The 14,041-nt window shown below is 33.1% G+C and carries 14 protein-coding genes; 1 reads left to right on the top strand and 13 read right to left on the bottom strand.

The features are described 5' to 3' along the window. The first annotated feature begins 9 nt into the window (after positions 1-9). Positions 10-1,356 (top strand): Nramp family divalent metal transporter, encoded by a 1,347-nt coding sequence (locus tag AC2D8K_RS04645; protein WP_002450678.1) that lies wholly within the window; start codon positions 10-12, stop codon positions 1,354-1,356. Between the two features lie 82 nt (positions 1,357-1,438). Here AC2D8K_RS04645 and AC2D8K_RS04650 read toward each other — a convergent pair whose 3' ends face one another. The 13 genes from AC2D8K_RS04650 to AC2D8K_RS04710 all read right to left on the bottom strand — a co-directional run bounded on the left by AC2D8K_RS04650 (position 1,439) and on the right by AC2D8K_RS04710 (position 13,935). Then, positions 1,439-1,942, bottom strand: a complete 504-nt coding sequence (locus AC2D8K_RS04650; RefSeq protein WP_002450679.1) for a DUF4064 domain-containing protein — start codon at positions 1,940-1,942, stop codon at positions 1,439-1,441. Between the two features lie 135 nt (positions 1,943-2,077). Then, positions 2,078-3,217 carry a lipoteichoic acid stability factor AuxB gene (auxB, locus tag AC2D8K_RS04655; RefSeq protein ID WP_002450680.1) on the bottom strand — a complete coding sequence of 380 codons (1,140 nt, stop codon included), beginning with the start codon at positions 3,215-3,217 and terminating at the stop codon, positions 2,078-2,080. Between the two features lie 72 nt (positions 3,218-3,289). Next, positions 3,290-4,363 (bottom strand): ABC transporter substrate-binding protein, encoded by a 1,074-nt coding sequence (locus AC2D8K_RS04660; protein WP_002450681.1) that lies wholly within the window; start codon positions 4,361-4,363, stop codon positions 3,290-3,292. After that, positions 4,360-5,172 (bottom strand): ABC transporter permease, encoded by an 813-nt coding sequence (locus AC2D8K_RS04665; protein WP_002450682.1) that lies wholly within the window; start codon positions 5,170-5,172, stop codon positions 4,360-4,362. Before AC2D8K_RS04665 ends, AC2D8K_RS04660 begins: the two co-directional genes overlap by 4 nt. 5 nt (positions 5,173-5,177) lie before the next feature. Continuing rightward, the gene (locus AC2D8K_RS04670; protein WP_002450683.1) at positions 5,178-5,981 is read right to left on the bottom strand and encodes an ABC transporter permease; all 804 of its coding nucleotides are present in this window, start codon (positions 5,979-5,981) and stop codon (positions 5,178-5,180) included. Continuing rightward, positions 5,974-7,068 carry an ABC transporter ATP-binding protein gene (locus AC2D8K_RS04675; RefSeq protein WP_002450684.1) on the bottom strand — a complete coding sequence of 365 codons (1,095 nt, stop codon included), beginning with the start codon at positions 7,066-7,068 and terminating at the stop codon, positions 5,974-5,976. Before AC2D8K_RS04675 ends, AC2D8K_RS04670 begins: the two co-directional genes overlap by 8 nt. A gap of 13 nt (positions 7,069-7,081) precedes the next feature. Continuing rightward, positions 7,082-7,621: a helix-turn-helix domain-containing protein gene (locus AC2D8K_RS04680; RefSeq protein ID WP_002450685.1), complete on the bottom strand. Its 540-nt coding sequence runs from the start codon at positions 7,619-7,621 to the stop codon at positions 7,082-7,084. 165 nt (positions 7,622-7,786) lie between these two features. After that, the gene (locus tag AC2D8K_RS04685) at positions 7,787-8,062 is read right to left on the bottom strand and encodes a UPF0223 family protein (protein WP_002450686.1); all 276 of its coding nucleotides are present in this window, start codon (positions 8,060-8,062) and stop codon (positions 7,787-7,789) included. 195 nt (positions 8,063-8,257) lie between these two features. After that, positions 8,258-9,664, bottom strand: a complete 1,407-nt coding sequence (gene lpdA / locus AC2D8K_RS04690; RefSeq protein WP_002450687.1) for a dihydrolipoyl dehydrogenase — start codon at positions 9,662-9,664, stop codon at positions 8,258-8,260. A gap of 4 nt (positions 9,665-9,668) precedes the next feature. After that, positions 9,669-10,976 carry a dihydrolipoamide acetyltransferase family protein gene (locus AC2D8K_RS04695; protein ID WP_002450688.1) on the bottom strand — a complete coding sequence of 436 codons (1,308 nt, stop codon included), beginning with the start codon at positions 10,974-10,976 and terminating at the stop codon, positions 9,669-9,671. Between the two features lie 66 nt (positions 10,977-11,042). Next, positions 11,043-12,020 (bottom strand): alpha-ketoacid dehydrogenase subunit beta, encoded by a 978-nt coding sequence (locus AC2D8K_RS04700; RefSeq protein WP_002450689.1) that lies wholly within the window; start codon positions 12,018-12,020, stop codon positions 11,043-11,045. Positions 12,021-12,023: 3 nt separating this feature from the next. Next, positions 12,024-13,136, bottom strand: coding sequence for a pyruvate dehydrogenase (acetyl-transferring) E1 component subunit alpha (gene pdhA / locus AC2D8K_RS04705; RefSeq protein ID WP_015365191.1), 1,113 nt, complete (start codon positions 13,134-13,136; stop codon positions 12,024-12,026). Positions 13,137-13,308: 172 nt separating this feature from the next. Then, the gene (locus AC2D8K_RS04710) at positions 13,309-13,935 is read right to left on the bottom strand and encodes a YkyA family protein (RefSeq protein ID WP_484698121.1); all 627 of its coding nucleotides are present in this window, start codon (positions 13,933-13,935) and stop codon (positions 13,309-13,311) included. Positions 13,936-14,041: the final 106 nt, after the last annotated feature.

Genomic DNA, 14,041 nt, shown 5'->3' on the forward strand with positions numbered 1-14,041 from the left:
GTTTTGTTTATGAATAAGCAATCAGTCGACCAAGAACATCAAAAAAGCTTAGACGAAATTAATAATACGATTGATTTTGACTATAAAAGTAATTCAAGTCAAAAACTATTGGCTTTCTTAGGACCTGGATTATTAGTCGCTGTGGGATATATGGATCCAGGTAACTGGATAACTTCTATGCAAGGTGGCGCACAATTTGGATATACCCTCCTATTTGTAATACTAATTTCTAGTTTAGCTGCAATGTTATTACAAAGTATGACAGTAAGATTGGGAATTGCTACGGGTAAAGATTTAGCTCAAATGACGCGACATTTTTTATCTAAACCCATCGCGATTATTTTCTGGATAATCGCAGAATTAGCTATCATTGCTACAGATATTGCCGAAGTTATTGGTAGTGCAATTTCACTTAATTTACTATTTAATATTCCATTGATAGTTGGCGCTTTAATTACAGTATGTGATGTATTTTTATTATTATTTATTATGAAATTTGGATTTAGAAAAATAGAAGCCATAGTAGGTACACTTATATTTACAGTTTTAGCAATTTTCACCTTTGAAGTTTATATTTCTTCACCTAATATATTGAATTTATTAAATGGCTTTGTACCACATACTGAAATCATTACGAATCAAGGTATCTTATATATTGCTTTAGGTATCGTAGGGGCAACTATTATGCCACACAATCTATATTTACATTCTTCTATTGTTCAATCTCGGAAATATGATAGAAATAACAATGAAGATAAAGCACAAGCCATTAAATATGCAACGATTGACTCCAACATCCAATTATCCGTTGCATTTGTAGTTAATTGCTTGCTATTAACACTGGGGGCAGCACTTTTCTTCGGTACTAACACTGATGAATTAGGTGGATTTTACGATTTATACCACGCTTTAAAAACACAACCATTATTAGGTGCAACATTAGGTGGTGTCATGAGTACCTTATTTGCAGTTGCTTTACTTGCTTCAGGACAAAACTCAACAATTACAGGGACATTAGCAGGTCAGATTGTAATGGAAGGTTTCTTGAGATTACGTTTACCTAATTGGCTCCGTCGTCTCATCACACGTTCTTTAGCTGTTATTCCCGTTATTATATGCTTAATCATCTTTAATGGTAATGCCGCCAAAATTGAACAATTATTAGTATTCTCACAAGTATTTTTAAGTATAGCGTTACCTTTTAGTTTAATACCACTGCAATTAGCAACTAGTAATAAAAAGTTAATGGGACCATTTATTAATAAAACATGGGTTAATATTATTTCATGGTCACTTATCATTATTTTAAGTATCTTGAATGTCTACCTCATTATCCAGACGTTCCAAGAATTGTAAAATCAAAACTTTAATAAAAACCGGTTGAATGCCTTAGCATTTCAACCGGTTTTTGATATATCATGATACTTGTATAAATTTATTAATAGGTATATGGTTTGTCCTTTTGTTGATGTTCTTTTAATTCTTTTTCAGGATCCCACTCATCTTTCTTAGAAATATCCTCTTGATGATTATTTACAGCATGGTCAGTTTTAGGTCTCTGTTGATTAGATTTTGTTAATAGCATAATACCTGCAATGAACCATAAAATCATAGCTATGATATTCGTTGCCATAATACCAACCACTGCTGCAGCAATTAATAAACTGGCTCCCAATTTATGTCTGCCTTTTACTGTTAATGCACCAACAATACCTAAAATAGTAGAAAATGCAAGCACACCCATAGATAAGGCGATCGAAGCAGTAAGCATCTCCATCGACATTTCTTGATTTCCGCCCATCATTTGATTAACCATTTCCTTATTTTGAGATGCACCACTTCCTGATTTCATCGCAAAATAACCTATGATTACAAATAGTAAATATAAACTACTTAAACCATTTGCTATCCATGCTAATATCAATTCAGTTTTTCTTTTCATTACAGTACCTCCTTTAACTCTTACATTAATCATACTAAAAACTATCTTTACATGCTATTCAATATCATAAAAATCTATTTATAACAAAAAATACCAAAAGTGAATGTTAATTATCACTTTTGGTATTGTAATTAATTATTTTTGATTGTCATTTTCGTCAATTTTTTGATGATCTTGTTTCACTTGATCTCTCATATCTTTTTCCGTATCACCAAACATTTGACGACGTTCTTCATAGTTCATTCTTCTTTGACTAACCGCACTCGGTTGATTCTTACGTTTTTCTTTCATACGTTGATTATATGCTTTACGCTTTTCTTTCTTCTTAGCACGAATTTCAGCTTTTTCTCGTTTGCGTTGCGCTTTAAGCTCTTTAGGATCAACTTGAGGTTCTTCATTATATTGATTAGATGACTCTACATCATCTTGCTCATGATATACATCTTGATTATTTGTAGAAGCCTTATCTGAAGATGACTTTTTATTATATTTTGCTTGACGTGATAATATTGTCGGTTCTTCATCGTGCTCATTATCATCTGAACGATATTCACTTTCTACAGCACGTTTAGGGAACTGTTCATATTTATCATCATATGATTCTTGTTCGTTTTGTATTTGATCTGTTGAACCTGTTGTTGTGTCAAATGCTTGTTCTTTACGCTCCATGCTACGACGTGATGGACGTCTACGCTGTTGTGGCTCTTCAACTGGTTCACTTTCAGTTTCATTATGATGCGCATGAGCTTCTTGTTCTGGCATTTCCTCATATGGTTGATAACCATATCCACCATTATAATAGCTCGGTACTGTTTCAACTTTATTCTTTCTAACAAACATCATAATAGCAATGATGAAGAATAAAATTGGAATAATTAATGTTACTACAAGTAATACTAAAGGTATCGTGATGATTGCAGATAACAAGAATAAGAAACCAGATAGAATTCTAATGTTCATAGAAATTAAAGCTAAAAATGAAATCAATAAACAAACGATGAAATACACTATAATAGCCCAAACACCATTTTGTAACCATATCACAAATTGTGTAGTACTTAAGCTATTATTTGCTAATACTTGTTGAATAAGATCATTATTATTTAATGTATTCTCTAAGTTAGCAATAGATGTATCATTACTAAATGACACTAAAGCTATAAACATTGTGACTATTGTCAAAATTAATAAGAATACCCAACTAAGCCACCCTAAAACCTTTTCTGTTAGTCGACTGACTGGACGTTTAATTTGAGTATATTGCTCTCCTGTCATTCGTTACAACTCCTTACTTTACTTATCAAGTTATTATATCGAATATAACAAAAAATAACTACCATTTTCATTTTACTTTAACGACATTTTAAAATTTAAAAAACTTTCGTTATAATCACTTAATGTATCTTGACCTAAATCTTGATATACTTCCAATCTTTGTTGTTCTTTTTTAGTTGGATAAAATCGATGATCGTTTCTAATATCTTTTGGTAACATCTTTCTTGCTTCTTTATTTGGTGTAGCATAACCTACCCATTCAGTATTCTGCTTATTATTTTTTTCATCTAGAAGAAAATTCATAAAGCGATATGCGCCTTCTTTATTTTGTGCCGTTTTAGGTATTACCATATTATCAAACCATAAATTGGATCCTTCTTTTGGAATAACATAATTGTATTTGTCCCCTTCTTGAACTAATGGTGCAGCGACTCCACTCCATACAACTGCAATACTTCCTTCGTTTTGTTCAAGCATCATTGTGATTTCATCACCTACAACACCTCTGACTTGTGGCGCTAAATGATGTAAATCAGATTCCGCTTTTTTGATATGTTGTGGATTTTTATCATTCAAACTATATCCTAATTTATTAAGTCCCAAACCTATTATTTCTCGAGCACCATCAACTAATAATACTTCATTTTTATATTTAGATTTATACAAATCTTGCCAACTATTAAAAGACTCATTAGGGTACTTATCTTTATTATATAATATTCCAACTGTTCCAAAGAAATATGGCAATGAATATTGATTATGTCGGTCATATGGCATATTCATATAATCTGAATCTAAATTTTTAATATTAGGTATTTTCTTATGATCTAATGGTTCTAATAAATGTGCACGTTTTAATTTTTGCACTGTATATTCGCTTGGAAAAGCGACATCATAATGTGTGCCTCCATTACGAATTTTAGCTTCCATAGCTTCATTCGAATCAAATGTTTCATAAACCACTTGGATACCTGTTTCTTTTTCAAACTTTTTAATGAGGCTTGGGTCAATATATTCTCCCCAATTATAGACATAAATTTTTTGATTAGTGTCTGTATTTTCTTTCGATTTAAACCATTGACTTATACCTAAACATAAAACACCGACAATAATTGACATCAAAATCAATTGTAAAAATCGTTTCATGTATTGACACCTCGTTTCGGATGCTTTTTACGTTGAACGAGGTGTTGAATTGCATAGTAACCAATAACACCTATCACGATTACACCGAATAAAATTGTTGAAATTGCATTAATTTCCATGCTTATACCTTTTCTAGCCATTGCATAAACTTCTACGGATAATACACTGAATCCATTACCTGTTACGAAGAAACTCACTGTAAAATCATCTAGTGAATAAGTTAATGCCATAAAGAAACCACCGATGATCGCTGGCATAATATTCGGTATAACCACACTACTTAATAATTGCGATTCTGTAGCACCTAAGTCTCTAGCAGCATTCAACATGCTATCATTCATTTCATATAATTGTGGCAATACAACAATAACAACAATTGGAATACAAAATGCGATATGAGATGCTAACACTGTCCAAAATCCAAGGCCTAATCCTGTAAAATGACCAATTGCAGTAAACATAATTAAAAATGATGCACCAATAACAACATCTGAAGATACCATAAGCACATTATTGAGCGTTAATAACGTGACTTTAAACTGTTTATGTCTCAAATGATATATTGCAATCGCACCAAATGTTCCAATCAATGTAGAAATTGCTGCTGCTATTAATGCGACGGCAACAGTATTAAATATGACTGACATTAATTTATCATTTTGGAATAAGGTTTGATAATGTTCTAGTGTGAAATGTTCAAAATTAACCATATTACCTGCTGAATTAAACGAATATACCATTAAAAATAATATAGGTATATATAATACAGCTATTAATATACCTATATATAGCTTGCCATACCATTTCACACGACTCACCCTTTCCTATGATTAGATTTTGATTTTGTCATAATTAAAATAAATGCCATAAAAATGATTAGGAATAACGCTATTGTTGAACCCATACCATAATTTTGAATAGTTAAGAATTGTTCTTCGATAGCTGTACCAATATTGATTACTTTATTACCAGCGATTAAACGCGTAATCATGAATAGTGATAATGCAGGTATAAAGGTCACTTGAACACCAGTCATAACGCCTTCCCTCGTTAGTGGCACAATCACTTTACCAAATGTTGTCAGAGGATTAGCGCCTAAATCACTTGATGCTTGTAGTAAATTATTAGGGATTGCTTTCATACTATTAAAGATTGGTAATATCATAAATGGTATATAGATATAACTTGATACTACTATGAATGCGCCTGCTGTAAATAACATATTAATTGGAGATAGATTAAAGATGTTAAATAATTGATTGATTAATCCATCATGACTTAACAAACCAATAAATGCATATGTTTTTAATAATAAGTTAATCCATGTAGGAATAATCATAATCATCAATAGTAAATTCTGATATTTAGATTGAGCGATATAATAAGCTGCTGGATAACTTATCAATAACGTGACAAGCGTAATAATCACAGCAAATAAGATAGAATCAGCAAACATTTTTAAATAACTCAATGTAAAAATATTTTCATAGTTAGTTAAGCTAAAATGACCTTGATTATCTAAAAAAGAATAATAAACAAGCAATACTACTGGAATAATTATGAATAGTACCATCCAAATCAAGTATGGAATGAGCAATAAACGATTAGTATTACGCATTTTCAACATCCTCATAACTTTCAATTCGTTTATCAAACTCTTCTTCTGTTTCACCTGGTACCATGATGTGAATTGCTTCTGGCTCAAAGTATAAGCCAACTTCACTACCTACTTCAGCTTTACGTGTTGATTGGATAACCCATTCATATCCCTTTCGATCAACCACACAAATTTCGTAATGTACACCTCTAAAGAGCATAGAATCTACTTTTACTTGGAACAAACCTTTATCTGCTTCAATCAATGAAATATCTTCAGGACGAATCACAACTTCTACTTTTTTATTTGCAGGTATCCCCATATCTACACAATCAAAATCTTGACCATAAATATTTACAACATAATCTTCTACCATTCGACCTTCTACAATATTAGATTCTCCAATAAAATCAGCTACGAAACGGTTGACTGGCTCGTCATAAATATCGTTTGGTGTTCCAAATTGTTGAATTTTACCATCTTTCATAACAAAAATATAATCACTTAAAGCTAGTGCTTCTTCTTGATCATGTGTAACAAAAATAAATGTAATTCCTAAACGTGATTGTAATTCTCTTAGTTCATATTGCATTTCAGTTCTTAATTTTAAATCTAAAGCTGAGAGAGACTCATCTAGTAATAGAATTTCTGGTTCATTAACAATGGCTCTAGCGATAGCTACACGCTGTTTTTGACCACCACTCATGCCATTAATATTACGGTCTTCATAACCTGATAGCTTAACAAGTCGAAGTGCTTCTTCTACCTTTGCTTTAATAGCGTTTTTACTCATTTTCTTTAATTTCAAACCGTAGGCGATGTTCTCGAACACATTAAGATGAGGAAACAAGGCATAATCTTGGAAAACGGTATTTACTTTACGTTTGTTTGGGGGTAATTTTCCAATTGGCTTATTTTGATAAATCACTTCTCCTTGGTCAGGATACTCAAAGCCGGCAATTAATTTTAAAATGGTTGTTTTACCACAACCTGAAGGTCCTAATAATGTATAAAAATGACCTGATTCTATGTCTATATCAATTTCATTTAATATTTGAACGTCATCATATCCTTTGCTTACGCCTTTAAACGATAATAATGGTGCCAATATTCACAACTCCTTATAAATATGATGCTGTTGCAACAATTAATATTTTCACTTCCTGCTTTCCTTCATTAAAAAGACGATGATCATCATTTGCTTTAAAGTAAAACACATCTTCTTTACTGGCATGATAACAAACATTACCCAATTGCAATGTCACTTGTCCTTGTAAACAATAAACGAATGTATCCGATTCTGAAGGGTTAAATGTTTTATACGATGCACCTGGTTTCAATGTTAAAAGTAGTGGTTCCATCTCAAATTCATTAGATTTAGTAACTAGCCAATTTAGAATATAGCCTCTATCGTATTCATCATAGATGACTTGCTCTTCTTTTTTATAAATGACTTTTTGTTGTTCTGTTTCTTTAAAGAAATCACTAGCCGATGTTCCTAGAACCTCTAAGATATTTAGAAATGTTTCCATACTAGGCGATGCATTTTGACTTTCAATCTGGGATATGTATCCTTTAGATAGATCTGTTCTTTCTGCCAATTCCTCTTGTGTTAAATTTTTAATTTTTCTCAGATTTTTTAATTTATATCCTATTTCCATAATGAAACCACCTAAAAAGAGCTATATTAAGTTTACTTTTATCAAACATTTTGTTTAACGCTTAATAAAAATACCAAAATATAGCTCTACAATCAATACTTTTTATTGTTTTAAGACAAACATTTTATATTCATAACATTTTGCTTTTTGTTTAGTCAGTTTTACTTAAGATTTTGCAGAAAAAACTTGTTGATCAGGGTTCTTATTTACCTCTTGGACTACCTTATAGCTATTATAACCACTACTTTTTTCAAATTCTTTAAAAAGTTGCTTCTCTTCAGCTTTACCAGGCACAATTTGTTTGAAATTTTGATAAGCTTTTTTAACTGCTTCACCTTTAACTGATGATTCATAATAGTTCTCAATTTTATTAAAGAAATGAATGACATCCATCATTTCGTCATTTGTCCAATCTAAATCTAATGGGTATTGATATTCCAAGTTGATTCACTCCTATAGTTTAATTAGATTACAGAATTAGTGTATCTGAGATGATTTAAACTGACAAATCGTTTATCAATGATAAGCCCATATAGACTAATATTCATAAGTGAGTATCATTAACTTTATTGTAATAAAACAACAAAAAAACTGGCAACAAGTACTGTTGCCAGTTTAATTTAACGTCATGTTAAATTACATAGTATGGATTGGGTAGCCAATTGCTTTTTCAGCTGCTTCCATAGACATTTCACCTAAAGTTGGGTGAGCATGTACAGTTAATGCAATATCTTCAGCATTCATACCTGATTCGATTGCTAAACCTAATTCAGAAATAATATCTGAAGCGCCAGTACCTACTACTTGAGCACCAATTAATGTGTCATCTTCTTTAAGTGTAATTAATTTAACGAAACCGTTTGTATCATCTAATGATAATGCACGGCCGTTAGCTGCATAAGGGAATTTAGAAGCTTTAATTGATAAACCTTCTTCTTTCGCTTGAGCTTCAGTATAACCTACTTGAGCTAATTCTGGTTCAGTGAAGCATACTGCAGGCATACCAATGTAATCAACTTCTGCTGCTTGTCCATCAATAGCTTCTGCAGCTACTTTTGCTTCATAGCTTGCTTTATGAGCAAGAGGTAATCCTGGAACGATATCACCAATTGCATAGATATTATTGATTGAAGTACGGCTTTGTTTATCAACTTCGATTAATCCGCGTTCACCAAATTTAAGACCTAATTCTTCTAAGCCTAATTCATCAGTATTTGGACGACGACCTACAGTTACTAATACATAATCCGCTTCGATAGTTTGCTCTTCACCTTTAGCTTCATAAGTAACTTTTACGCCATTTTCAGTTTCTTCAGCTGATTTAGCCATTGCTTCAGTAACGATTTCGATACCTTTTTCTTTCATGCCTTTTTTAACTGGTTGAGTCATTTGTTTCTCAAAGCCACCTAAGATATCTTTAGCACCTTCAAGAATAGTCACTTCAGAACCAAAGTTAGCAAATGCAGTACCAAGTTCTGAACCGATATAACCGCCACCAACTACTACTAATTTACCAGGTACTTCTTGTAAGTTTAATGCACCTGTTGAATCGATAACACGGTTACCAAATTCAAAATTAGGAATTTCAATTGGTCTAGAACCAGTTGCAATAATTGCATTTTTGAAATTGTAAGTTTGAGCACTCTTTTCGTCCATTACGCGTAAGCTATTGTTATCAACAAAGTAAGCTTCGCCTTTAACGATTTCAACTTTATTACCTTTTAATAATCCTTCAACCCCACCAGTTAATTTATTAACAACTGATGATTTGAACTCTTGAACTTTTTCATAGTTTAAAGAAACACTTTCAGCAATTACCCCTAAGTTTTCTGAATGTTGTGCTTCAACAAAACGATGAGATGCGTGTAATAAAGCTTTTGAAGGAATACAACCAACGTTTAAGCAAACGCCACCTAAATTACCTTTCTCAACGATTGTTACTTTTTGTCCAAGTTGCGCTGCACGAATTGCTGCAACATAACCTCCAGGACCTGCTCCGATTACAATAGTATCTGTTTCAATTGGGAAATCTCCAACTACCATCTTTTTACCCCTCCATTAATAATAATTCTGGATTATTTAATAAACGCTTGATGTGATTCATAGCATTTTGTCCAGTTGCACCATCAATTTGTCTGTGGTCAAAGCTTAATGATAATGCAAGAACTGGAGCAGCTACAATTTCTCCATCTTTAACAATCGGTTTTTGAGCGATACGCCCAATTCCTAAGATAGCTACTTCTGGGTGATTAATAACTGGAGTGAACCATTGTCCACCAGCTGAACCGATATTACTGATTGTACATGTTGCACCTTTCATTTCATCAGATGTTAATTTACCGTCACGTGCTTTTACAGCAAGTTCGTTAATTTCATCTGAGATTTGGAAGATTGATTTACGATCTGCATGTTTAACAACAGGCACTAATAAACCTCTGTCTGTATCTGCAGCGATACCAATGTTCCAATAGTGTTTGTGTACAATCTCTCCAGCTTCTTCATTAAATGATGTATTAAGTGCTGGATATTTTTTAAGTGCAGAAACAAGTGCTTTCACTACATATGGTAAGAAAGTAAGTTTTGTACCTTGTTCAGCTGCGATTTCTTTGAATTTCTTACGGTGATCCCATAATTGTTGAACATCAATTTCATCCATTAATGTAACATGTGGTGCTGTGTGTTTAGAATTAACCATTGCTTTGGCAATTGCTTTACGCATAGCTGGGATTTTTTCAGTTGTTTCTAGGAAGTCGCCTTCTGGTACTGATTGAGTTGTTGCTGTAGTTGTAGTCTCTTCAGAAGTACTTGCTGCACTTTCATTAGATGTTGCTTGAGTAGCGCCACCGTTTAAGTGTGCGTCAATATCTTCTTTTGTGATTCGACCATTTTTACCAGAACCAGCAACTGCTTTAATATTCACGCCATTGTCACGTGCATATTTACGTACTGAAGGCATTGCTTTAATTGTTCTATTTTCATCAACTTCAGCATCTTGAGTGTTTGCTGCAGGTTGACTTTCTTGTGATGAAGCACTTTCTTCTTTTGCTGCTTCTTCTTTTGGTTCTTCACTTGATGAATCATCACTGTGATTACCTTTGAATTGCATTTCTTCAGCATCTGGTGCATCAATTTTAACAATAATGTCACCGACAACTGCTACTGTACCCTCATCTACTAATACTTCTTCAACTGTACCACTTACTGGTGAAGGGATTTCTACAACAGATTTGTCATTTTGGACTTCTGCTAAGACATCATCTTCTTCAATTGTATCTCCAGCTTTTACAAACCATTTTACAATTTCACCTTCGTGGATACCTTCCCCGATGTCGGGTAATCTAAATTCAAATGCCACGGTCTTTTTCCTCCTAAGATTTTCTTAATAAAGAAATCACTTTTTAATTTAAACTTTATTTAAAGATTAAAACTCTAAAGTTGCTTTTGCTTTTTCTACAATATCATTTTTGTTTGGTAACCAAACATTTTCAGCTTGAGTAAATGGATATACTGTATCTGCTGCTGCTACACGTGCAATAGGTGCTTCTAATGAAAGAATTGTACGTTCAGCTAATTCAGCTGCAACTTGTGCACCAACACCTGCTTGACGTTGAGCTTCTTGAACGACTACAGCTCTGTTCGTTTTTTCAACTGAAGCAACTAATGTATCGATATCAATTGGTTGAACTGTACGTAAATCAATCACTTCAACTGAATAACCTTCTTTTTCTAATTCTTCAGCTGCTTTTAATGATTCTTGTACCATTGCACCGTATGCGATTAAAGTAATGTCATTACCCTCTTTTTTCACATTAGCTTTTCCAATATCAATTGTGTATTCTTCTTCAGGAACTTCTTCTCTGAATGAACGATATAATTTCATATGCTCTAAATATACAACTGGATCATTACTTCTAATTGAAGAAATTAATAATCCTTTAGCATCATATGGGCCTGATGGGATAACCACTTTCAAACCAGGAGATTGAGCTAAAATACCTTCTAAATTATCTGCGTGCAATTCTGGTGTATGCACACCGCCACCAAATGGGCTACGAATAGTTACAGGTGCAGTTTTAGAACCACCTGAACGGAAACGAGTACGTGCAATTTGTCCAGCTACTGAGTCAAATACTTCAAATACGAATCCTAAGAATTGGATTTCCATTACAGGACGGAAACCTTCAACAGCTAAACCTAAAGCTAAGCCACCAATTCCTGATTCTGCAAGTGGTGTATCGAATACACGATCTTCACCAAATTCTTTTTGTAAACCTTCAGTAACACGGAATACACCGCCGTTAACACCAACGTCTTCACCGAAAACTAAAACGTCTTCGTCATTTTTAAGTTCAGTTTTAAGCGCATCATTAATCGCTTGAACCATTGTCATTTGTGCCATGGCTTACTTCGACTCCTTCTCTTTGTAAATTTCATATTGTTCTGCTAAATTTTGAGGCATTTCTTCATACATAATTTCCATTAGAGAAGTAACAGTTTGTTTTTCTGTTTTGTCGGCCTCTTTAATAGCTGCTTTGATGTCTGATTTAGCACGTTCAATAACTTCATTTTCTTTGTCTTCGTTCCAAAGACCTTTATTTTCTAAGAATTTTCTGAAACGAACTAATGGATCTTTTTTCTCCCATTCTGCGTCTTCATCTGAAGTTCTGTAACGTGTAGGGTCGTCACCAGCCATAGTATGTGGTCCGTAACGATATGTCATTGTTTCGATTAATGTTGGGCCTTCACCTGCAACTGCACGTTCACGAGCTTCTTTAGTAGCTTGATATACTGCTAATGCATCCATACCATCAACTTGGATACCAGGGATACCAACAGCAATTGCTTTTTGAGCTAATGAAGTTGCTGCAGTTTGTTTACTACGTGGTGTTGAAATCGCGTAGTTGTTATTTTGAATAACAAAAATTGCTGGTGCTTTATATGCTGAAGCAAAGTTAATACCTTCATAGAAGTCACCTTGAGATGAACCACCATCACCAGTATAAGTAATTGCAACTGCATTTTTGCCTCGTTTTTTAAGACCAAACGCAACACCTGCTGTTTGAACATACTGTGCACCGATAATGATTTGTGGACTCAGTGCATTCACACCCTCAGGGAATTGGTTACCTTTAAAGTGGCCTCTTGAGAATAAGAATGCTTCAGTTAAAGGTAAACCATGCCAAATAATTTGTGGTACATCACGATAACCAGGAAGAATAAAATCTTCTTTTTCTAACGCATATTGAGATGCTAATTGTGATGCTTCTTGTCCAGCTGTTGGTGCATAGAAACCTAAACGACCTTGTCTATTTAAAGAAATAGAGCGTTGATCAAGAATACGTGTCCATACCATTCTTTCCATTAATTCTACTAATTCTTCATCTGTTAAATCAGGTACTAAGTCTTCATTTACAACGTTGCCATCTACGTCTAAAATTTGAACCATTTCAAATTTCGACTGTGTGTCATTTAGTACTTTTACTGCATCGAATTGGGCTTGTAACTTAGGAGCCATTCAATTCACCATACCTTTCCCATATATAAATAGAAATTCATTTTATCCATAACAATTGTATCACAAATAAATAAGCCTGTTAAACGATTTCATAAAGTTCTGTTTCATAGAAAAAAGATACAGACACAAGAACTGTACTACTACATTCTTCATATCTGTATCAGTCAAGGAATTATTTTAATTGATCTACATCTTGTTTTTCCTTATTTACCTTATTCATCGCTTTTGAATACGCTTTAAACTTCTTGTTCATGTCTTTATATGCTTTGCCTAATTCTTTTGATTTTTCATCTACTTGGTCTTGTGTTGCACCATCTTTATTGATGAAACTAAACAGTGATTTTTCTTTTCCAAGCGCTTTTTTGTAAGCCTTTGCATAATCGCTATGTGATTTATATTTATCTTTAATTGCTTTATCTAATTCTTCAACTTCTTTTTTCTTATCTTTATTATCGATATTATCGATATGTGATTCTGCCTTTTTAAATTCTTTTTCAGAATCGTCTAACGCCTTTTCTTCTTTCTTAAATTCCTTTTCACGTTTTTCTACATTTTCAACAATGTCATCCGCTGCTTTTTCTCTTGTTTGTTGGTCTTTCTCGTTAGCCTTTTTAAATAACTTTTGTTTTTCTTCTTCTAATTTATTAATTTTTTTACTCACATTTGCAACTGGTTTCTCTTTATCAAAAGCATTTTGGACTTGTTCATCATATGTTTTAATTTCTTTTTTATCTGTTGTACATCCAGCTAATAACACTGCCGATGTTGCAACAACCGCTATTGTTTTGTTTAATTTCATTTCTGTATCCTCCTCAAAGTTGTACGCTTGTTATCATAAATAAATCTCTCTCATAAATCAATGAAATTGGATAAGCGTCTGATCTCTGTTTAATTACTAATCATTA

The sequence above is a fragment of the Staphylococcus sp. 510 genome (assembly GCF_057219715.1).